Below are 21,249 nucleotides of genomic sequence, written 5' to 3' on the forward strand. Positions count from 1 at the left end.
CTCGTGCCGCGCCCGACTACTCGTACTCGGTGCCGCCCTTGCGCGTCAGGTACGCGCCGCTGACCACCTTCGCGATGGCCCGCCCGCCCACCGCCGAGCTGTAGCGATCACTCAGCGGACGGACGACCACGCCCTCCCGGAGGTGCACCGCGCGCCCCGACAGCGTCTCGCGTCCCTCGGCCAGCTCCATCACCTGCCGTGCGTCATACGGGCCGCTGAACAGCGTCGGCACCACCGGCAACCGCCCGTCCAGCACCTTCGTGAGCTCCTCCGGGGCCAGCCACCGCACCAGCCCGCCGACCTCCACCGCGACATCGAAGACCGCGTACGCGGGGTCCCCGCGGCGGCTGTCCGCGCCGTACCCGAGGTCCTGTACGCCGTCGCCGAACACCTCGCCGTACACGCCGACCCGCGAAGCCCCCAGCTCCCCGGCGATCTCCGCCGCGACGCGCGCCACGCCATGCCCGCGAACCGCCCGCCAATACAGGTTCTTCGCGTCCTCCACCAGTGCCAGCCGCTGCGCACCGAGTCCCTTGGACGTCACCTGAACACGCTCGTCCTCGGCGCTGTAGGTGAGGCAGCACGCGGTGCCGTGCACCTTCTCCGTGACCGTGACCGGCTCGCCCCCGGTGAAGATCTCCGGATAGCGCTTCAGATTCTCGATATCGATCCACGGCAGCAGATCGGGCGCCGCCTCCACGTCCCCGCTCATCGAAACCGGCACCGGCGGCACCCACTTGACGATCCCGAGCTCCGCCGCGAAGTCGGTGCCGTCCGCCCGCGCCCGCGCCAGGTCCACACCGTCCAGGGCCCGCGGCCGGCAGACCACGCCCTGCGACAGCTCGCCGCGCAGCCGTATCGCCTTGACCCGATTGGCCGCGGAACCGGCCAACTTGCCGGTCAGCCCCAGCTCGGCCACCAACTCCTCGGGGAGCACCGCCTGCTCCGGCACATACAGCGCGAAGTCGCCCGTCCGGTAAGCCCCCTTGGCGACGACGGCACGGTAGAGGCCCACCTGCGCGAGCTCCAGCGCATCGGCATTCGGATGCTCATGAATCGTCAGTCGCTCGACCGTGACGCGCAGCGTCGACATGCCGGTTCCCCGTCCCTGGTCCCTCGTCGGCCGCCGCCCGGTGCGGCAGTCACGCCACCACTGTGATCGACGGCCGGGCGGCCCGGCGAGCGAATTTCGTCGCCCCTCGTCGCGGTCGCGTTGTCAGTGCCGTCACGTAGCGTTACTGACGTAGGGAGTTGGTGCCGATGCCGCTCCCCGCCGCTCGCGACCCATGCGAGCAGCAAAGCGATCAGGGTGCCCGGGAATCGCGAGCGCCGCGGGGCTCGTCCGCGTCAGCCTGCCGGTTTCCGCTTGCCGGTCCCGCCGATGCGCCTGAGCGCCGCCGGTCCGAGGCCGAGCCGGCGGGGGAGGCGCCGGGAGGCGGGCGCCGAGGCGGTGGGGACCGCTGACAGGGCAGCGGAGTCCCCGGACGTCTGCGAGGACGAAGCCGGCGATGCCGCCGGCCCCGGCGATGACACGGCATCCGGCGAGCCGTCGGGAGCCGGGCGAAGGAGCCGGGCCACCGGGACGGCGGGCGTGGCGATGTCGACGTAGGCGCGGCAGACCGGGGGACGGACGACGGCGCTGTGCAGGACGCGCTGCGCGGTATCGCGCACGAGCTTGGAGGCGGAGGGGAACCGCGCCCCGGTAGTGCCGGGGGAGGAGAGGAGAGCCTGGCTGGTGGCGAGCGTCCAGGGCGCCTGGATGATGCGGGCGATGCTCCGTTGCAGGCCGCGCGCGAGCAACGGGTCGTCCAGACCGTGCCGGCGCAGCGCGTCGCGGAGCGCGGCGGCGCCATGGGCCGCGATGGACAGGCCCTGGCCGTAGTCGGGGTTGAACGTGGCCACCGCCCCGCCGAGGGCGACGAACCCGGTGGGCCAGGACCGCAGCTGTTCGTAGCGGCGCCGGCGGTTGGCGCTGTCGCGGGACAGCCGTACCTCGCTCAGCGGCTCGGCGTCGGCGATGAGATCACCGATGACGGAGTTCGGAATGCCACGGGCGAAGGGTACGAACCGGCCCGCATGTTGGGACGGACCGTCGTTTCCGGCGCCGCTGAGCGTGACCAGCCAGCGCCCGCCCTCGATGGGCACCAGCGTCGCCGAGCGCCCAGGAGCCGTACCACCGGCATCCGAACCGACGGTGATCGGGGGGCAGTTCTCGGCGCCGGCAGGGGCACGGAAGATACGCGTGGCACAGACGACTCCGGCGTCCACCACCTCTTCGTGTGCGGCGGGCAGCCCCAGCCCGGTCAGCCGCCGGGGGGTGGTGGAGTGGCGGCCGGTGGCGTCGACGACGAGGTCCGCATCCAGCCGATACGTTTCGCCGGTGACGGTGTCCCGGACCCGCACACCGGTGACATGCTCCGCCGTGCCTGTCAGCTGCTCCGCTTCGGTCGTCTCGAGGACGCTCACCCCGTAGAGGGCCGGCACCCGTTCGCGGATGGCCCGGTCGAGCAGGTCGCGCGAGCAGGCGATCAGATGTTGCGTCCGCGGCCCGCGGCGTAACGGGCGCTGCGGGGGCATGCCGAGCAGACCCGCCGGCAGCGGGATACGGCGGGCCCCCTCGGCCAGCCAGCGTTCGACCGTGCCGGGCAGCAGGGACTCGATGATCCGGGCGCCGTCCGTGGTCAGCAGATGGGCATGCCGGGCCCGCGGAAGATCCGTGGGCAGGGCGGGAGTCCGCGGCAGCCGGTCCCGTTCGACGACGATGACGTCGGCGTGCTCGGACAGCGCCGCGGCGGCGAGCATTCCCGTGAAGCCGCCGCCGAGCACCACGGCGAGATACGGGTGCGTGAACTGGAGGCCGCTGCTGCTTGTACTGCTCGACGCGTTCATGGGCAGTCCCGTTCTCGGCGGTGGAGCGCGATTCCCCCGGGGCGGGGGCGCGGCGCGTCCAGGTAAAGAGGTACGGCATACGGGCGGGACCGTCTGCGGGCGGCGGAGACGACGGCGTCGGCGGCGGCCGTGAGAGACGCCGCCAACGCGGCGGGCAGGGAAGCGGACGCGGTCCGCAGGATGCGCACCGGTGCCGGCGGAACCGGTAGCGCCCGCTGAGGGTCCCGGCAGGCCGACGCGAACGCCGGCCTGCCGCCCCCCGTTTTACCCCTCATGATTCCCCCTCAGGCCATGCCCGCCCCGCCGCACGCACGGCGGCGCCCTTTACCCTCCGCCCTCGCCGGGCGGTACGGACGAGCGCGACCGCCTCGCGGAGGCGCCCTGTCCCGGTGAACGCAGCCATCACATCCGGCCGACGGTGGACACGGTTCCGGATCGTAGGCGGCGCAGATCACATCCGGTACTCGTATGTGATCCAGGGGCGCGAGGGAGCCACCCCACGGATACTGATGGGTATATCCAAAGCAAAACGCTGCAATGGGGAGGAAACGCCCCGCGGCTTTCTCGCGAGGAGAGAAAGTTCCCCAGGATTTCTCGTGAGACGCGGACCGACGGCGCCCAAAAGGCCAAAGGGTTGGCGCGAAATGATCGGGTTCACACGTGCGGTCGAACGCCGTGCCTAACCTGTGCGGGCACAGCACCGGAGAACCAGAGGGAGAGTCGTGCGCGCGATCGTGATGCGAGAATTCGGCGGCCCGGACGTGCTGCGGCTCGAGGACGTCCCCGAACCGGCGCCCCGCGCAGCCCATGCGCTGGTCGAGGTGACCCTGGCCGGCATCAACTACGCGGACGTACACGCACGCGGTGACTCCTACCTGGCGCCCGTCGAGCTGCCGTACATCCCCGGCAACGAGGTCGTGGGGACCGTGGACGGCGGACGACGCGTCGTCGGACTGACCCGCGGCGGCGGCTACGCCGAGCGGGCGCTGCTGCACCGCAAGGTCACCTGGGACGTCCCCGACGGAATCAGCGACGAACACGCCCTCGCGCTGGCGCTCCAGGGCAACAGCGCCTGGCACCTGCTGTTCACCTCGCTCCGCCTCACCAAGGGCGAGACCGTGGTCGTACCGGCCGCGGCGGGCGGCCTCGGCTCGCTGGCGGTCCAGCTCGCCGCGCACGCCGGGGCAAAGGTCATCGGCCTCGCCGGATCCGCCGAAAAGCGCAAGCTGGCCGAGGAGTTGGGTGCCCACGCGGTGGTGGACTCGACCGCGGAGGACCTCACCGAGCGCATCGTCGAGGCGGCCGGCGGGCCCGTCCAGGCGGCGCTGGAGATGACCGGCGGCATCACCTTCGAGCGGACCCTCGCCGCCCTCGCACCACGCGGCCGGCTGGCGGTCTACGGCTATGCCGGCGGCGAGTTGGCGAGCGTGCCCACCCGGGACCTGATGGAGCGGTCGATCACCGTCTCGGGCTTCTGGCTGCCCCAGCTCTACGCGGACCGTACGGCGTTGCCGACCTCCATGCGGGCCCTGTTCGACGCGGTGGCCGACGGCTCCCTCAGGCCGCTGACCGGCGCCACCTACGCCCTCGGCGAGGCGGCCCAAGCACACCATGACCTGGCCGCCCGCACCGCGACCGGGAAACTCGCCCTCGACGTCGCCCGGTAACGCAGGGCGCCGGACGGGCACCGCGGCTCCTGATGTGCACCCCGGGGCCGCCCGGCCGACGCAGGGGGAACCGCGGGCGACGGGCGCGTCGGCCCGCACCGGAATTGCCGTGCGCCTTCGGGCGCGGATCACTGCCAGGGGAGAGAGCACACGATGGGCAACAGCATCACAGCGTCGGGATCCTCGGCTTCGGCCGCCGCCACCACCTCCGCGTCGGACACCAACGGAACGCCGCGGCACACCCCGAGCCGCTCCAAGACCGTGCGCCAGGCGCCCAAGAGCGCCCCGACCGCGGGCCCCCGGACGTCCGGATCCGGCCATGCCGAGCGGGTCTTCCTCGTCCAGACGGCCTTCGCCGAACTCGGCGGATCCGCCCACGGACCTGGCGAGATAGCCGAATTCACCGGCCTGGACGACTCCGTCGTCTACCGCATCCTGCAGTCCGGTATCTATCAGCGCATCTTCGAGCGGGTGGACCGCGGCCTCTACCGCCTGCGGACCTCGGCCGCCCAGCTCGCCTTCACCGCGCTCGACCACGGGCTCGACGGCGCGACCTCGCAGACCGTGCTCCGTGAACTGCGCATGGCGACCGACGGCGGGCTGGCCTTCCTGTACATGGTGGCCCCGTTCTCCGGCGCGCAACGGCAGTGCGTCGACATGGCCGTCGGCGACTCCGACCTCGCCGAGCTGGGGATGACGCCCCGCGATGTGCTGTCCGTGACGCGCTCCCTGCGGACCGGCGCCTCCGGGCGGACGATCCTCGCCTACCTGCCGGAGGTGCTCCAGCAGCGGGTGCTCGCCGAACCCGTACCGGACCAGGCCGGACCGGGCGTCTTCCGGGACAACGACGCCCTGCTGGCGTCTCTCGCGGAGGTCCGCGACCTCGGTCACGCGCTCGGATACGAGGAGTGCATGGCCGGCTGGAACTCCTGCGCGGCGCCCATCATGTGGGACGGCGCCATCATGGGCGCGGCCCTGCTCCTCAAGCTCAAGTCCGTCATGCCGGTGGCCCCCGACAACGTCATCGAGGCGACGAAGGAGGCGGCGGCCGAACTCAGCCGCTACGGAGCGGCCCGCCCGGCCGCCGACCAGCCCTGAACCGCGGCGGCCGGCCTCCCGCCTGGTCATCAGCCGACCCCCTTCTCTACGGTGGCACCAACAGCCGGACGGAGAACACATGACGAACAAGGGGGTCTGATGGAACCGGAGTTGGTGGCACTCGCGGCGTCGGGAGCGACGACGCTGGTGCAGCAGATGGCGACGGACGGCTGGGCGACCGCCCGCAGGAGAATGGCGTCCTTCCTCGCCCGGCGCCGGGGCATGGCGGACGAAGAGGCCCTCGAAGGCGAACTGGAGGTCTCGCGCGCCGATCTTGCCGCGGCCCAGGAGGACGGCGACCGGGAAGGCGTGGAGGGGGTGACCAACGCGTGGCGGCTGCGGCTGCGCCGGCTGCTCCGCGAGGACCCGGCCGCGGCAGACGAACTGCGCGCCCTGCTCGGTGAATTGGCACCGGAGCGGGAGACGGTGCGCGACGTGTACAACACCATCAACGGCGGCGTGCACAACTCCCCGGTGATCCAGTCCGGCATCTCCCACGTCACGTACCACACACCGCCGGGCGGACCGCTCCCCGGCTGACGCCCCGCGCCACCGACCGCGCCGCCGGGCAGAATGGCGGGGTGCGGCTCGAAGCGATCACCTGGGAACGGCTGACCGACGCGCTCACCGAGCGCATCGACACGATGGCGGCCAAGGACGGCGGCCCGTGGCTGCGGGTGGCCGTCGACGGGGCGCCCGCCGCCACCCCCGGCGACCTGGCGGGACGGCTCGCCGAGGCGCTGCGGATCCGGGGGCGGGCGGTGCACAAGGCCGGCGCGTACGGTTTTCTGCGCCCGGCCTCCCTGCGCCTGGAATACGGCCGCCATGACCCGGACGCCTACCATGACGAGTGGTTCGACCGCCGGGCCCTGTGGCGCGAGGTGTTCCAGCCGCTCGACCCGGGCGGCTCCGGGCGGGTGCTCCCGGATCTGTGGGATCCGGTGACGGACCGGGCGACGCGCAGCCCGTACGTGGAACTTCCGCCCGGCGGCGTCCTGTTGCTGCACGGCCCCCTGCTGCTCGGTCATTGGTTCCCCTTCGATCTCGCCGTTCACCTGAAGCTGTCGCCGGCCGCGCTCGCCCGCCGTACCCCGGAGGGCGAGCGCTGGACGCTGCCCGCCTTCGCCCGCTACGAGGACGAGACACGGCCGGAGGAGGCCGCGGATGTCGTCGTACGGGCCGACGATCCCCGCCGGCCGGCATGGAGCGGGCTGGTCTGAAAGCCCGGCCCGGACCGGCCCGGCGGCCTGGCGTCCGCCGCTACGAAAACCGTACGGCCGACCACTGACAATCGACCTCCGACCGCCGCCCGCTGACCGCTGATCAGCGCTTTCGGACCGGCGGATAGCGTGGGCCCGTGACGACTTCATCCAACGCATCCGACGCGTCCACGGCGCTGCCCGGCAGCCAGGGACCCACCGCCACCGTCGAGGCCCGGCCACGCGCCGTCGGCGCCATACGCATGTCCTACGCACCCGACCACGACGGCGACCCGGACCCCGGCGAGATCGTGTGGACCTGGGTGCCCTTCGAGGAGAACGACGGCCGGGGCAAGGACCGGCCGGTGCTGGTCGTCGCCCGCGAGACGGGCGGCACGCTGCTGGCCGTACAGCTCTCCAGCAAGCGGCACAGCCACGACCGGGAATGGGTCGCCATCGGTGCCGGCCCGTGGGACCGCGCGGGCCGCGACTCCTGGGTCGACGTGGACCGGGTGCTGCGGGTGCACCCGGACGGAATGCGGCGTGAGGCCTGCGCGCTGGACCGGGGCCGCTTCAACCTGGTCGTCAACCGGCTCCGCGAACGGTACGGCTGGCGCTGACGGCATCGGGCCGCGCCCGATGCTGCCGGGCGCGGCCCGAGGATCACCAGGACGTCAGGCGTCCGCCAGCGCCAGCAGCTTGGTGACCGTGTTCCAGTTGCGGGAGGTGGCCGTCACCCCGAGCGGGGCGCGGCTGATCGCGTCGGCGAGCTTGGAACGGCCGATGCCGTTGGGGCACCACAGATACAGCTCGCGGCCGATCAGCCGGAACCGGTCAGGCGCGAACGCGGCGAGATCGAGCGCGTCCAGCCTGGCGGTGTCGGTGGGCACCGCCGACAGGAACGTCATATGCAGGCTTTTGGGCTCCGCCGCGGCCTGCGGAAACGGATTCGCGGCGATGGCGGCGGCCAGCTCGTCGCGGGTACGGACGACGACCGGTACCGACAGGCCCAGCTCGGCGGAGATCCGGTCCTCGATGGCCCGGGCGGTCTCCTCCGGCGGCATACCGGGGTCGGCGAAGACGATATTGCCGGTCTGCAGCAGGACGGAGACCTCCCCGAACCCCAGGGACTCGGCCAGCGCCACCTGCCGCGCCTTCGGGAAGGAGTTGTGTCCGCCGACGTTGATGCCGCGGAGCAGAGCGATCTGACGGGACATGACACTGCTTTCGTAGGAGCCGCACACCGGCGGGGAGCGGGAAGCGGTCAGAACAAGGGCGCCGGGAGAACCCCTTCCAGCGCCAGCAGCAGGCGCTTGGTCTCCAGACCGCCACCGAAGCCACCGATTCCGCCGTCGCTCGCCACCACACGATGGCAGGGGACGACGACCGGGAGCGGATTGGCGCCCATCGCCGCGCCCACCGCACGGGCGGCCCCCGGCTCCCCGACCCGGTCGGCGAGGTCCTGATAGCCGACGACGCTGCCGTAGGGAACGTCGGAGGCCAGGGCATGCAGGACCCGGGCGTTGAATCCGGAGGTCAGGGACCAGTCCAGGGGGACGGTGAAGGCGCGCAGCTCACCGGCGAAATAGGCGGTGAGCTCGGTGGTCGCCGTGTCCAGATGGGGTATCTCCGGCAGCGGCGCCGACCCGAAGAGCTGCTCCAGACGGACCAGTGCGCGACGGCTCGTCCGCTCGTCGGCGTGGAAGACGACCTGGGCCAGGCCCTCCCGGGTCGCGGCGAGCAGCAGAGGCCCGATCGGAGTCTCCAGCCGCGCCCAGCCCCAGTCGCGCGGAGGCGTGCGTCCGGCGTCCGGCGTCGCGTCCGGACCCGCGCCCGGTGATGTCGCCGGCCGGGAATCCCGTTCTGCGTCCCGCTCTGAATTCGTCACGTGATCAGCGTAGGACCCGCCACTGACAAAGCGACGGCGAGCGGGCCGGACGGAGGTGTCCGCACCCGCTCGGCGTCGGCCGCGGCCTCAGCGGCGGCTGCCCTCAAGGGCGTCGCGCACCACGTCGGGCTTGTTGGTGATGATGCCGTCGACGCCCAGATCGGCGACCTTGACCGCCGTCGGACCGTCGTCGATGGTCCACGTGTAGAGCTCCATCGGGCGGTGGTGGGGACCGCGCAGGCCGTGCACGGCGGCGATGTAGTCGGAGGTCACCGCCTTGTGGTGCGGGTTGATCTGATCGCAGTACTCCGCGTACTTGGGGAGGTCGGCGACCGACGGGTTGCCCAGGAAGCCCGTTTTGATGTCCGGCCGCACGGTGTGCACGGTCTTGATGGTGTCGGCGTTGAAGCTCTGGATGATCAGACGGCGCTTGACGTGGGACCGGTTCAGCCAGCCCGCGTGGTCCAGCTCGGCGAGGGCCTGCACCTCGATGCCCGGGTAGAGCTCCGGCGACTTGAGCTCCATCAGCAGTTTCTGGCCGTTGTTCTCGACCTCGTCCATGTAGTCCTCGAAGGTGGGCACGCGCTCACCCTTGAACTCCGGATCGAACCAGCTGCCCGCGTCCAGCTTCTCGATCTCATGGAGCGTGAAGTCCGCGACGTTCCACGGCGCGCGGTCGGGAAAGACCTGCTCCACATTGGTCGTCCGGGCGAGCGTGTTGTCGTGCAGGATGACCAGCTCGCCGTCCTTGGTGCGCTGTACGTCGTTCTCGACCCAGCGGATCCCGAGTTCGTGGGCCGCGTCGATCGAGGCGAGGGTGTTCTCGGGCGCGTACGCCGAGGCGCCGCGGTGGGCGACGGCCACCGTTCTGTGCGTGTCGGTCGCGGTCTGGGCGGCGGTTGCGGAGGGGACGAGCGAGGACAGACCCAGGAGCGCACCGGCGACGACGGTGGCGACGGGGCGAATACGCATACGGACTCCTCGTGACGTCGTGGACGTGAGCTGACGTGAAGTGACGTGAACCGGGTCGGACGGGCAGAGGTTCGCAGCCTCGCCGGAGCGGGAGGTAGGCGTGCGATGGCCAGATATTGAACGAGAAGTGGCCGGTGCTGCGTGTTTGAGCCCCGCGGTTGCAGGATGCCCGGAATGGCTGTGCAACAGACGTACGCCCCAACGTCGTCCAACTTGCCGGAGCCACGGCGTCCGCGCATCTCGGCCGACGGTTCGTCACCCATCGGCCTTGTGACCGGTTTTGGTCTTGCGAGCCCATAGCAGTCATCGCTACTGGCTGACGAGGAGAGGACGGCAAGTCGACACGCCGGGAACACACCCGACAGGCCTAACGGGAACGGAGTCGGCGCACCCGAACGGAAGACCTCCGGCGAGGGGAGACCGGAGCCGACCGCGGCGAACGCCGGCCATCGAACGCCGCGTGCTGCTCGCCGCCCGCCGAGCGCTGCCCGCGCGCGCCGACCGCCGGTGGGCATGACATGCGATCGGCGGAGGCCCGCCGGTCGCGTGCCACGCCCACGGCCGCCGCCGCCCCCGGCGAAACCGCTGGTCGGAGCAGCCGCCCCGCCGATTGTCAGTGGCGAGTCGTACGGTGGATCCCATGCGGCCCGTATCGAAGATCGAACGCACGGTGGCGCCTTTCGAGGTCGTCAGCCCCTACCAGCCCAGCGGCGACCAGCCGGCGGCCATCGCCGAGCTGGAACGGCGCGTCCGCGGGGGTGAGAAGGATGTCGTCCTGCTGGGCGCGACCGGCACCGGCAAGTCGGCGACCACCGCATGGATGATCGAGAAGCTGCAGCGCCCGACGCTCGTCATGGCGCCCAACAAAACCCTCGCGGCCCAACTCGCCAACGAATTCCGTGAACTACTGCCCAACAACGCCGTCGAGTACTTCGTCTCCTATTACGACTACTACCAGCCCGAGGCGTACGTCCCCCAGTCCGATACGTACATCGAGAAGGACTCCTCCATCAACGAGGAGGTCGAACGGCTGCGCCACTCCGCGACGAACTCCCTGCTCACCCGGCGGGACGTCGTCGTGGTCGCCTCCGTGTCCTGCATCTACGGCCTGGGCACGCCGCAGGAGTACGTCGACCGCATGGTGCCGCTGAAGGTCGGCGAGGAGATCGACCGCGACCAGCTGCTGCGCCGCTTCGTCGACATCCAGTACACCCGGAACGACGTGGCCTTCACCCGCGGCACCTTCCGGGTCCGCGGCGACACCATCGAGATCTTCCCGGTCTATGAAGAGCTCGCGGTGCGGATCGAGATGTTCGGCGACGAGATCGAGGCGCTGTCCACCCTCCACCCGCTCACCGGCGAGGTCATCAGCGACGACCGGGAGCTGTACGTCTTCCCGGCGAGCCACTACATCGCGGGCCCCGAGCGCATGGAGCGGGCCATCGCCGGGATCGAGGCCGAGCTGGCGGAGACCCTCGCCACGATGGAGAAGCAGGGCAAGCACCTGGAGGCCCAGCGGCTGCGGATGCGCACCACGTACGACATCGAGATGATGCGGCAGGTCGGCTCCTGCTCCGGCATCGAGAACTACTCGATGCACATGGACGGCCGCGAGCCCGGCTCCGCGCCCAACACCCTCATCGACTACTTCCCGGAGGACTTCCTCCTGGTCATCGACGAGTCGCATGTCACCGTCCCGCAGATCGGCGCCATGTACGAGGGCGACGCCTCGCGTAAGCGCACCCTGGTCGAGCACGGTTTCCGGCTGCCGTCCGCCATGGACAACCGCCCGCTGAAGTGGGAGGAGTTCCTGGGGCGCATCGGCCAGACCGTCTATCTGTCCGCGACCCCCGGGAAGTACGAGCTGGCGCGCGGCGACGGCTTCGTGGAGCAGATCATCCGTCCGACCGGCCTCGTCGACCCCGAGGTGGTCGTCAAGCCCACCGAGGGCCAGATCGACGATCTGGTGCACGAGATCCGTGCGCGTACGGACAGGAACGAGCGGGTCCTCGTCACCACCCTCACCAAGAAGATGGCCGAGGACCTCACGGATTACTTCCTGGAGCTCGGCATCCAGGTCCGCTATCTGCACAGCGACGTGGACACCCTGCGGCGGGTGGAGCTGCTGCGCGAGCTGCGGTCCGGTGAGTACGACGTCCTGGTGGGCATCAACCTGCTGCGTGAGGGCCTGGACCTTCCCGAGGTCTCCCTGGTGGCGATCCTGGACGCCGACAAGGAAGGCTTCCTCCGGTCCGGTTCCGCCCTGATCCAGACGATCGGACGTGCGGCGCGCAACGTCTCCGGCCAGGTCCATATGTACGCCGACAAGATCACCCCGGCGATGGAGAAGGCCATCGAGGAGACCAACCGCCGCCGGGAGAAGCAGCTCGCGTACAACAAGGAGAACGGCATCGACCCGCAGCCGCTCCGCAAGAAGATCGGCGACATCGTCGCGACGATCGCCCGCGAGGAGATCGACACCCAGGAGCTGCTGGGCTCGGGCTTCCGCAAGGGCGCCGAGCCCAAGGGCACCCCGGGCAAGGCACCGGTCCCGGCGCTCGGCGGGAAGGCGGCCAAGGGCAAGGCCGCCAAGGCCGGCGCGGTGCTGACGGACCGTCCCGCCGCCGAACTGGCCGAGCTCATCGAGGAGATGACGGAGCGGATGCGGGCCGCCGCGGCGGAGCTGCAGTTCGAGGTCGCCGCCCGGCTGCGCGATGAGGTGAGTGAACTCAAGAAGGAACTGCGGCAAATGAGGGAGGCCGGGGTGCGCTGACGGAGTGCGGGGGGGCGCGGATCTCCGCGCGCTCGTCCGGCGGAATCCGTAGGTTCCCCGCTGGGGCGCCTGGTCCCCCGGGGGAAGGGTTTCGCGGCACGTCGGGCGGCCCGAGTGTTGCAGAAGCGCCACAAACGGCGGGGCTGATGCGCCGTCGACCCGCAGTGGTGCGTAGGGTCGAGGGGGTCGCCCAAAAGGCGGGCGGGGACAGTTCAGAGCAGTACAGAGAGGGGACGGCGCGTGTCGGTCAATTTGTCCAAGGGACAGGGCATCAGCCTGCAGAAGTCCGACGGAGGGACGCTGACCGCGGTGCGGATGGGGCTCGGATGGCGCTCGGCGCCGCGCCGTGGCCTGTTCGGGCGGCGTACCCAGGAGATCGACCTCGACGCCTCGGCGGTGCTGTTCGCCGACAAGAAGCCCGTCGACGTCGTCTTCTTCCAGCACCTGATCAGCGATGACGGCTCGGTCCGGCACACCGGCGACAACGTGGTCGGCGGCGCGGGCCAGGGCGGCGACGACGAGGCGATCCTGGTCGACCTGGCGCGGGTGCCGGTGCACATCGACCAGATCGTGTTCACCGTCAACTCGTTCACCGGGCAGAGCTTCGCCGAGGTGCAGGACGCCTTCTGCCGGCTGGTCGACGAGACCAACGGCCAGGAACTGGCCCGCTACACCCTCACGGGTGGCGGCAACTACACCGCGCAGATCATGTCCAAGGTGCACCGCGCGGGCAACGGCTGGGCGATGACCGCCATCGGCGAGCCCTCCAACGGCCGTACGTTCCAGGACGTCGTGCCGGCGATGGTGCCCTACCTGTAGTCGGTACCCGTAGCGGCAGCGCGCACCGGGCCGCGCGGCCGCCGCACTCCGGGCCGTGCGCCCGTCGCCCGGTCCGGTACGTACGACAACTAGGGGGAACTTCGATGACGGCCGAGCTGGTCCGGGGGCAGAACCATCCACTGGACCGGACCCGTGTGGAGATCCGGGTCGCGGCGGGCGGGCCCGTCATCGCCGGGGTCACCCTCGGCGACGAGCAGGGCAGGCTGTCGGGCGCCGAGGCGGTCGCCCACCCGGGAGCGCCGCGGCGTACCGGAATCGAGGTTCCCCGTCAGGCCGCCGCCGAGCACCGGATCGCGGTCGACCTCGACGCGCTTCCCGAGGCGGTGCACCGGGTGAGCGTGCTGCTGGCGCTGCCCACCGGCATCGGCGGGCTGACCCGGTTCGGCGCCGCCGCCGCACCGTCCGTCGCGGTGACCGGCCTCGACGGCACCGGAATCGCCGGCTACACCGTCACCGGCCTGGGCGCCGAGACCGCCGTCGTCGCCGTGGAGCTGTACCGGAGGCAGGGCGCATGGAAGGTGCGCGCCGTGGGCCAGGGATACGCCGACGGCCTCGCCGCGATGCTGCACGATCAGGGACTGCCGCAGGCGGCGGAGTTGGCCGCGGAGATCGAGGAAGCGGTCAGCCAGGGGCATGCCCGTGCGGTCCCCGCGCCGGCCCCCGTGGCGGCGAGCCGGTCCGAGCAGTCCGGAGCCGGCACGCCGGGCGCGGCCGCCACGGGCCGCCCGGCCCCGGCGGACACCCCGGTCGCGGACGGCCAGGCGGCCACCTCGGCCGCACCCGCCGCGTCCTCGAACGCCGCCCCCGCGAACGGCGGCCCGATCGACTACCGGCACCCGAAGCGACGCGCCACGCCCAAGCCGGCCCCCGCGGCCCCCTCAGGCGCGAACGCGCCGTCCGCCGCAGCCGACGGCACCCCGGCCCCGGTGGCCGGTGACGCCTCCGGATGGAGCATGGAAGAGCGGCTCTACAACCAGGTCTGGGGCATGTTCGAGGATCTGGCCCGCTCGGTCGCGGCCTACCGCAGCGCCTCCGACTTCGCCGAGTCCCGGCTGGAGCAGGAGCTCGACAAGGCCCTCAGCGACCCCCGCAACCGCCTCGGCACGGCCGCCGACGTCGCGCGGGCCACCGCCCGCGACAAGCACGCCTCCCTCATCACCCAGGCCCGCGCCGCCCTCGACCGTGACCTCGCACAGCTCACCGCCGAAGCGGATGTCGTGGAGCCCGCGTTGCCGCCCGCCCTCGCCCGCTGGGACAACCCCGTCTGGCAGGGCTACCACGTCCCCCAGGAGCGCCCCATGGCGCTGCGTCTGGGCGATCTGCACCTCCCGGAGGTGCTCGATCTGCGCATCCCGATGCTGGTACGCCTCCCTCTGGAGCGCGGGTTGTGGATCGACAGCGGGCCGGGCTCCTACGTGGCGAGCGGCGACCCCGAGCGCGAGTACGGCCGTCGGGAGCTGGGCAGCGCGCTGACGGACGGTCCGCCGGACGAGGCCGAGCTCGGCCGGCTCGCCATGGAGACCGCCGTGGCGATAGCCGCCCGGCTGCTCGCCGTGCACCCCGCGGGCGACTTCGCGGTCCAGGTCATCGACCCGGGCGGCACCGCGGCCCCCGCGCTCGCCCCGCTGCTGGAGACCGGGGCGCTCCGGGAGGTCCCGCCGCCCGGCGCCCAGGGCGTGACCACGGTCCTGGAGGCGCTGACCCGTCGGGTGGACCTCGTCCAGATGGCCGTGCGCAACCGCGCGGCGGACTCCCTGCCGCCCGACGTCGACACTGCCGAGCAGCTGCTGATCGTGCATGACTTCCCGCACGGTTTCGACGACCGTGCCCTGACCCAGCTCCGCTATCTGGCCGACGAGGGCCCGTCGGTCGGGGTGCATCTGATGATGGTCGCCGACCGCGCCCAGTGCCAGGAGTACGGCCCGGTACTCGACCCGCTGTGGCGCGCCCTGCTGCGCATCACGCCGGTGCCCGACGCGCACCTCGCCGACCCGTGGGTGGGGCACGCCTGGACGTACGAGCCGCCGCTCGTCCCGAAGGGAAGCCAGGTGGTCCGCCAGGTCCTGGGGCGGCTGGCCGAGGCCCGCGGCTGACCCTTAGGGGACATTCGAACAGATCCCCTAGGGGATGCGAGGGCCCCCTGCGGGTCCACAACGCGGAGGTGGGAGGCGGCTATTCCCGTTACCGGGCGCCGGTAACGGGAATAGCCGCCTCCGCTGCGTGCTCCCCCTTGCACCCCATCCCACCAGCGATTTTACCTTTCTCTTTACTATTACTTGGCTTTCCTTTACCCTTCTTGGTGCGGAGGGGAGTACTCCTACTGCGGCGTACCCGTCATCACGGATCGACGAGCTTCACAAGATCCCGGGGCGCCGGCCCAGCAGTATGCGGGCGGAAGAGACCTCCGGCAGCGACGACGCTGTAAGTGCCGTACGACTCTGCCGGAGGAGCAGTGGACGTTTCCCTGAACCTGTGGGTACTGACCATTCTCGGTCTGTGTGCCCTCATAGCCGCCGATTTCTTCATCGGCGGTCGTAAACCGCACGAGGTCTCCCTCAAGGAGGCCGGAATCTGGACCGGTGTCTGGATCGCGCTCGCCGCGCTTTTCGGCCTCGGATTGCTGCTGTTCGGCGGCGGTGCGCCGGCCGGTGAATTCTTTGCGGGCTTCATCACCGAGAAGTCGTTGAGCGTCGACAACCTCTTCGTCTTCGTCCTGATCATGGGCAAGTTCGCGGTCCCGGCCATCTACCAGCAGCGTGTGCTGATGGTCGGCGTGCTGATCGCGCTCGTCCTGCGGGCCGGCTTCATCGGCGCGGGCGCCGCGATCATCGCCAACTTCTCCTGGGTTTTCTATATCTTCGGCGCATTCCTCATCTGGACCGCGTGGAAGCTCATCAAGGAGGCTCGGGCCGAGGAGCAGGACGAGGAATTCGAGGAGAACCGCTTCCTGAAAATGGTCGAGAAGCGCTTCCCGTCGACCGACAAATACAGCGGCACAAAGCTGTTCATCGTCGAGAACGGCAAGCGGCTGATGACGCCGATGCTGATCGTGATGCTGGCCATCGGCACCACCGACGTCCTCTTCGCGCTGGACTCCATTCCGGCGATCTTCGGCCTCACCCAGGACCCGTACATCGTCTTCACCGCCAACGCCTTCGCCCTGATGGGCCTGCGCCAGCTCTACTTCCTCATCGGGGGCCTGCTGAAGAAGCTGGTCCACCTCTCCTACGGGCTGTCGATCATTCTCGGCTTCATCGGTGTGAAGCTGGTGCTGCACGCCCTGCACGAGTCCGGAGTGGGCGTCCCGGAGATCAGCATTCCGGTCTCGCTGGGCGTCATCTGCGCCGTCCTCGTCGTCACGACGATCACCAGCCTCCGCGCCTCCGCCAAGCAGGCAGCGGTCGAGGCGGCGGACGCACAGGCCGCCAAGCCCAAGGACAGCGTCGACGCCTGACACCCCTGGCGCACCGAAGACGGCGGCCCGCACGCACAGCGGCGGGCCGCCGTCAGTGCGCGACCGTGATGCGCAGCGCGACCCCGTCGACCCGGACCGTGCCGCTGTCTCTCCGCAGGTGGGTTCCCTGAGCGCTACCAGCCGCGTTCGCGCCACTCCGCCAGGTGCGGGCGCTCGGCGCCGAGAGTGGTGTCGTTGCCGTGGCCCGGATAGACCCAGGTCTCGTCGGCCAGTTGGTCGAAGAGCTTGGTCTGCACGCCGTCGATCAGGCTGGCGAAGTGGTCCGGGTTGCCCCAGGTGTTGCCGACGCCCCCGGGGAAGAGACAGTCCCCGGTGAACAGATGCGGGGCGCCGTGCGGGTCGTCGTAGATCAGCGCGATGCTGCCGGGAGTGTGGCCGACCAGGTGGCGCGCCGTCAGTTCGACGCGGCCGACGGTGATGACGTCGCCGTCGTCGACCAGGACGTCCGTGGGGACGGGAATGCCCTCGGCGTCGTGCCGGCCCGCGTAGGTCCGCGCACCGGTCGCGTCGACGACCTCGCGGAGCGCGCCCCAGTGGTCACCGTGCCGGTGGGTGGTGACCACGGACGTCAGGCCGCTGTCGCCGACCAGCGTGAGCAGGGTGTGCGGCTCGGCGGCCGCGTCGATCAGCAACTGCTCATCGGTCGCACGACACCGCAGCACATAGGCGTTGTTGTCCATCGGTCCGACCGCGACCTTCGAGATCATCAGGTCGCTCAGCTCGTGCACGTCGGCAGGTCCGCCGACCTTCACCGCTCCGCTGTAGGCCATCATGGGACCACCTTAAAGCGGCGGGATGGCAGGCAGTGTGGAGCCGGGGGTGTCGAGTTCGCGACCGTCGCCGCGTCCGGTGAGCCAACCGACCAGTGCCGCCGCCGGACCCGTCACCACCACGGGCGCGGCGTCGCCGCCCGCCCCGGTGTCCGTACGCCCGGTGTGCCACCGTCGCCCGTCGTCCGTGCGCAGCTCCAGCGGGGGCAGTTCCGGGTGCCCGGCGAACTTCACCGTGCACAGGAACGTCAGCTCGCTGTCGAGGAACGAGGCCGGCAGCTGGTCGACGGTGTAGCCGACGCCGAGGTCGACGTGGTGCAGCTCCACCTCCGCCAGTCGCCGCAGCGGCAGCCGGTCGGCCCGCTCGACGACGCCGTTGCGCATCTCGACCTCGAACGCCCGACGCCCCTCCGGCAGCGCGTCGGCCGCCGCGTCGAACCGCGCGGCGCTCTGCCGCAGGTCCTCCAGATGGCCGGCCAGCGAGCGGTCGGCGTCCCGGGCGATATCCGCGTCGCGGGCCGCGGCACTGGCGTACATCGGTGTCGGTACATCCGTACGTGCCCAGGTGAGGAGGTTGACCAGGGCGTCCGCGTTGCGCGCGAGATGAGCCAGGACGTGGCCGCGGGTCCAGTCCGGGAGCAGGGACGGTTCGCCGATCGCCGCGTCGTCCAGCTTGGCCACCGAGACGAGGAGTCGGTCGGTGGCCTCTCGGACGGCGGCCGCGTCGTGCGGGAAGTCTGGCGGGGTGATGGTCATGGTCCGACGCTAGCGCCGCGACGGTGAGTTCGGGAGTCGGCCGGCAGGGATCCGTGGCGTACGCGGGTGGTGCGGGAGGGGCGGACGGCGCGCGACGGTGCCAGGGGGAGACGGGGGCAGGGGGCCGGGAGAAGGGGGAGGGGGGACGGGAGAACGGGGGGCTGGGGCGCGGTGCCCCGTGCCACCGCGCCCCAGCCCCCCGTTGTCCCGCGGCCCCGCGTTCGCGGCCCGCCGCCGTGTCAGGTGGCCTCCTCTCAGGCTGCCGCAGCGTCCTCCAGGGTCCCGGTGCCGGGGGCCCCGAACCACCGGCGCAGCGCGGCATCCAGCTCGTCCAGCGGAGCCGGCGCGGCGTCCCGCGCATCGGCCGGTACGTCCGCTACGTCCGCCGCCCACGCCGTGCACCCGTCCGGGCGCACCAGGAGGCCGGCGAGACCCGGCCGCCGCGGGCAGGCGGCGGTGACCAGCCGCACCCGGTCGCCGTAGCCGAGAGCGCGTTTGCGCAGCTCGGGGTCGTCGACGAGGTCGAGCAACAGCGCCTGCCCGCCGTGCAGTTGGTCGGCGAGCCGGCTGCCGTCGGACAGTTCGAGGTCGGGGGCGCTGCGGCTGGTCAGCGGATGCGTACCGGGCAGGTCGTAGCGCTGCCAGACACCGGAGATCTTCTTGGCGAAGAAGGTGGTGGCGTCGACCGACCCCGCCAGCTCGGCGATCACGCCGCGCAGCGCGCGGGCGTGCGGCTCCGGCCGCATCAGCGCCACTTGGGCCCGGGTCCACTCCAGCACCCACGCGCCTATCGGGTGCCGCTCGGCCGTGTAGGTGTCCAGCAGCCCCTCCGGCGCCCGGCCGCGCACCGTCGCGGCCAGCTTCCAGCCCAGGTTCAGCGCGTCGCCGATGCCGAGATTCAGCCCCTGACCGCCGAACGGCGAGTGCACATGCGCCGCGTCACCGGCCAGCAGCACCCGCCCCGCCCGGTAGTCGGGCACCTGGCGGGCGTTGTCCGTGAAGCGGGTGGCGGAGTGCACCTTGGTGATCGTGACGTCCGGTACACCGGAGACATGCCGCAGCGAGGTCTGCAACTCCTCGGCGGTGACGGGTGCTTCGCGGTCCGCGGGCGGACCGTCGAACTCCACGGTGAGGATCCGGCCGGGCATCGGGCCGTGGGCGTATGTCCCGGTGTCGGTCCAGTTCCAGCCCGCCCCCAGGGCGTCGGCGCCGGTCATCTCCACGATGGCCTGATGACCGGTGATCTCGGGGGCGGTACCGGGGAACGGGAACCCGGCCAGCCGGCGGACCGTACTGCGGCCGCCGTCGCAGCCCACCAGCCAACCGGCCCGCAACGAGCCGTCCGAGGTGTGCGCGGTCACGCCGTCCTCGCCGGCGTCGAGGCCGGTCAGGTGTACGCCGCGGCGCAGGTCGACGCCGAGTTCGGCGGCTCGGGCGACGAGCAGCCTTTCGAGGGCCTCCTGGGGTACGAGGCCGACATCGCCCGCCGGGCCGGCCGCGTCGAAGTCCGGGTCGGACTCGTCCAGCAGGTCGCCGCGCAGCATGATCCCGGCGAAGTGCCCGGCGAACTTCGGCGGCCGCTTCAGCGCGGTGGCGCCCGCCGCCTGCCGCTGCCGCAGGAATGAGCTGAACTTCTCGATCGCGCCACGCTGCACCTCCGCGAGGCCGGGCAGCATCCCGCGGCGGTAGAAAGCCTCCGCGCTCGGGGTGTTTATCGCCCCCGCCTTGATCGTCGTATCCACTTCGGTCAGCCGCTCCAGGACGACGACCGAGACATCTGCCAGTGCGAGTTCGCAGGCGAGCATCAGCCCCACAGGGCCGCCCCCTGCCACTACTACGTCTGCGTCATGCTTCATGGGCGATGAGTGTAGTCACTAAAAGTTTGTTGCGGCTAAAATTCTGGTCATGGTGGATGAAGTGCGGGATGAGAGCGGCAAGGGGCGGGCCGGGGGGCGGGAGCGCGGTACCGGTCGTGCGGCGGACGGACAGGCGGCCGATCGCGTGGAGACCGGGCACGTGGAGGCCGGCTACCCGGAGACCGGTTATGTGGAGGACGACGGCCGGCTGACGCTGCGCGAGCGCAAGAAGCTGCGGACCCGTCAGCGGATCTCCGGCGAGGCGACGCTGCTGTTCATCGAGCGCGGCTTCGACAACGTCACCGTCGCCGAGGTCGCCCGCGCCGCCGAGGTGTCCACGATGACCGTCTTCAACTACTTCCCCCGCAAGGAAGATCTCTTCCTCGACCGCATTCCCGAGGGCAGGGAGCTGATCACGCGGGCGATCCGGGACCGCGGGGCGGACGAGTCGCCGCTCGCCGCGCTGCGCCGCCTCGCGCTGGATCTGCTGGCGCGGCGGCACCCCCTGGCCGGGGTGGGGGACAACTTCACGCACTTCTGGCGCACCGTGCTGGAGTCCCCGGCGCTGCGCGCGCGGGGGCGCGAGGCGGTGGAGGAGATCGAGGACGTGCTGGCCGGGCTGCTCGCGGAGGTGGCGGGCGATGCCGGGGGGCGGCGCGGCGACGGCGGGGATCCGAGGCTGGCCGCGGCGCTGATCATCGCGGCGTACCGGGTCGCGTACGCGGGCGCCGCGGCCCGGCAGCTCGACGGTGACCCGGCGGACGAGGTGGCCGTTGAGCAGGCGGCGGTGCTGGAGCGGACCTTCGACGCGCTGGAGCGGGCGCTGCGGGGGTCCCGGGGTTCGGAGTGAGGGGCGGCGGCCGAGGTGGGGCGGTGTACGTGGCCTGCTCGGGACGGAGTGCGCCGGACCGGGAAGGTTATGGGCTCGCCACACGTTTGGGTGAAGAGGGCTTGAGGGCCCCGTGAATCGAATGTGCGTGCTATAGGCTCGTGTATGGCATCACTCAGACAGTGCCGCGGCGGTCCCCATACCCTGGGGCGGGGGCTCCGCTCTTCGCTCGCCGCC

The 21,249-nt window shown here is 71.4% G+C and carries 18 protein-coding genes; 10 read left to right on the forward strand and 8 right to left on the reverse strand.

Annotation, left to right across the window (positions count from 1 at the left end):
* Positions 1-16: 16 nt before the first annotated feature.
* Both FCH28_RS21490 and FCH28_RS21495 read right to left on the reverse strand, forming a co-directional pair.
* A complete protein-coding gene (locus FCH28_RS21490; protein ID WP_136741702.1) occupies positions 17-1,093 on the reverse strand; it encodes an RNA ligase (ATP) in 1,077 nt (358 codons plus the stop codon).
* A gap of 254 nt (positions 1,094-1,347) precedes the next feature.
* Complete coding sequence (locus tag FCH28_RS21495; RefSeq protein ID WP_136741703.1) at positions 1,348-2,889, reverse strand: NAD(P)/FAD-dependent oxidoreductase; 1,542 nt, start codon at positions 2,887-2,889, stop codon at positions 1,348-1,350.
* A 722-nt stretch (positions 2,890-3,611) separates the two neighbouring features.
* Here FCH28_RS21495 and FCH28_RS21500 point away from each other — a divergent pair.
* From FCH28_RS21500 to FCH28_RS21520, 5 genes are all read left to right on the forward strand, one after another.
* Positions 3,612-4,556: a quinone oxidoreductase family protein gene (locus FCH28_RS21500; protein WP_136741704.1), complete on the forward strand. Its 945-nt coding sequence runs from the start codon at positions 3,612-3,614 to the stop codon at positions 4,554-4,556.
* 153 nt (positions 4,557-4,709) lie between these two features.
* A complete protein-coding gene (locus tag FCH28_RS21505; RefSeq protein WP_136741705.1) occupies positions 4,710-5,654 on the forward strand; it encodes an IclR family transcriptional regulator domain-containing protein in 945 nt (314 codons plus the stop codon).
* Positions 5,655-5,753: 99 nt separating this feature from the next.
* Positions 5,754-6,194 (forward strand): hypothetical protein, encoded by a 441-nt coding sequence (locus FCH28_RS21510; RefSeq protein ID WP_136741706.1) that lies wholly within the window; start codon positions 5,754-5,756, stop codon positions 6,192-6,194.
* A gap of 41 nt (positions 6,195-6,235) precedes the next feature.
* Complete coding sequence (locus tag FCH28_RS21515; RefSeq protein ID WP_136741707.1) at positions 6,236-6,874, forward strand: nucleoside/nucleotide kinase family protein; 639 nt, start codon at positions 6,236-6,238, stop codon at positions 6,872-6,874.
* Positions 6,875-7,011: 137 nt separating this feature from the next.
* Positions 7,012-7,473, forward strand: a complete 462-nt coding sequence (locus tag FCH28_RS21520; protein WP_136741708.1) for a type II toxin-antitoxin system PemK/MazF family toxin — start codon at positions 7,012-7,014, stop codon at positions 7,471-7,473.
* A gap of 54 nt (positions 7,474-7,527) precedes the next feature.
* Here FCH28_RS21520 and FCH28_RS21525 read toward each other — a convergent pair whose 3' ends face one another.
* The 3 genes from FCH28_RS21525 to FCH28_RS21535 form a co-directional block, all read right to left on the reverse strand.
* Positions 7,528-8,070, reverse strand: coding sequence for a DUF1697 domain-containing protein (locus FCH28_RS21525; protein ID WP_136741709.1), 543 nt, complete (start codon positions 8,068-8,070; stop codon positions 7,528-7,530).
* 47 nt (positions 8,071-8,117) lie between these two features.
* Positions 8,118-8,741, reverse strand: coding sequence for a methylated-DNA--[protein]-cysteine S-methyltransferase (locus FCH28_RS21530; protein ID WP_136741710.1), 624 nt, complete (start codon positions 8,739-8,741; stop codon positions 8,118-8,120).
* A gap of 87 nt (positions 8,742-8,828) precedes the next feature.
* The gene (locus tag FCH28_RS21535; RefSeq protein WP_136741711.1) at positions 8,829-9,713 is read right to left on the reverse strand and encodes a glycerophosphodiester phosphodiesterase; all 885 of its coding nucleotides are present in this window, start codon (positions 9,711-9,713) and stop codon (positions 8,829-8,831) included.
* A 640-nt stretch (positions 9,714-10,353) separates the two neighbouring features.
* Between FCH28_RS21535 and uvrB the strand changes: the two genes are divergently transcribed.
* From uvrB to FCH28_RS21555, 4 genes are all read left to right on the forward strand, one after another.
* Positions 10,354-12,486: an excinuclease ABC subunit UvrB gene (uvrB, locus tag FCH28_RS21540; RefSeq protein WP_136741712.1), complete on the forward strand. Its 2,133-nt coding sequence runs from the start codon at positions 10,354-10,356 to the stop codon at positions 12,484-12,486.
* A gap of 240 nt (positions 12,487-12,726) precedes the next feature.
* Positions 12,727-13,305, forward strand: a complete 579-nt coding sequence (locus tag FCH28_RS21545) for a TerD family protein (protein WP_136741713.1) — start codon at positions 12,727-12,729, stop codon at positions 13,303-13,305.
* A gap of 104 nt (positions 13,306-13,409) precedes the next feature.
* Positions 13,410-15,419 (forward strand): TerD family protein, encoded by a 2,010-nt coding sequence (locus FCH28_RS21550; protein ID WP_136741714.1) that lies wholly within the window; start codon positions 13,410-13,412, stop codon positions 15,417-15,419.
* 359 nt (positions 15,420-15,778) lie between these two features.
* Positions 15,779-16,780 carry a TerC family protein gene (locus FCH28_RS21555; RefSeq protein WP_136741715.1) on the forward strand — a complete coding sequence of 334 codons (1,002 nt, stop codon included), beginning with the start codon at positions 15,779-15,781 and terminating at the stop codon, positions 16,778-16,780.
* A gap of 134 nt (positions 16,781-16,914) precedes the next feature.
* On the opposite strand, the gene FCH28_RS21560 is transcribed toward FCH28_RS21555, so the two are convergent.
* The 3 genes from FCH28_RS21560 to FCH28_RS21570 form a co-directional block, all read right to left on the reverse strand.
* Positions 16,915-17,571, reverse strand: a complete 657-nt coding sequence (locus FCH28_RS21560; protein WP_136741883.1) for an MBL fold metallo-hydrolase — start codon at positions 17,569-17,571, stop codon at positions 16,915-16,917.
* Positions 17,572-17,583: 12 nt separating this feature from the next.
* On the reverse strand, positions 17,584-18,327 hold the full coding sequence (locus tag FCH28_RS21565) for a maleylpyruvate isomerase family mycothiol-dependent enzyme (protein ID WP_136741716.1): 744 nt from the start codon (positions 18,325-18,327) through the stop codon (positions 17,584-17,586).
* A gap of 254 nt (positions 18,328-18,581) precedes the next feature.
* Positions 18,582-20,183, reverse strand: a complete 1,602-nt coding sequence (locus tag FCH28_RS21570; RefSeq protein WP_136741717.1) for an FAD-dependent monooxygenase — start codon at positions 20,181-20,183, stop codon at positions 18,582-18,584.
* A 49-nt stretch (positions 20,184-20,232) separates the two neighbouring features.
* Between FCH28_RS21570 and FCH28_RS21575 the strand changes: the two genes are divergently transcribed.
* Positions 20,233-21,033, forward strand: coding sequence for a TetR/AcrR family transcriptional regulator (locus tag FCH28_RS21575; protein WP_136741718.1), 801 nt, complete (start codon positions 20,233-20,235; stop codon positions 21,031-21,033).
* Positions 21,034-21,249 lie beyond the last annotated feature (216 nt).

The sequence above is a fragment of the Streptomyces piniterrae genome (assembly GCF_005048155.1).
In the GTDB taxonomy this organism is placed as follows: Bacteria; Actinomycetota; Actinomycetes; order Streptomycetales; family Streptomycetaceae; genus Streptomyces; species Streptomyces piniterrae.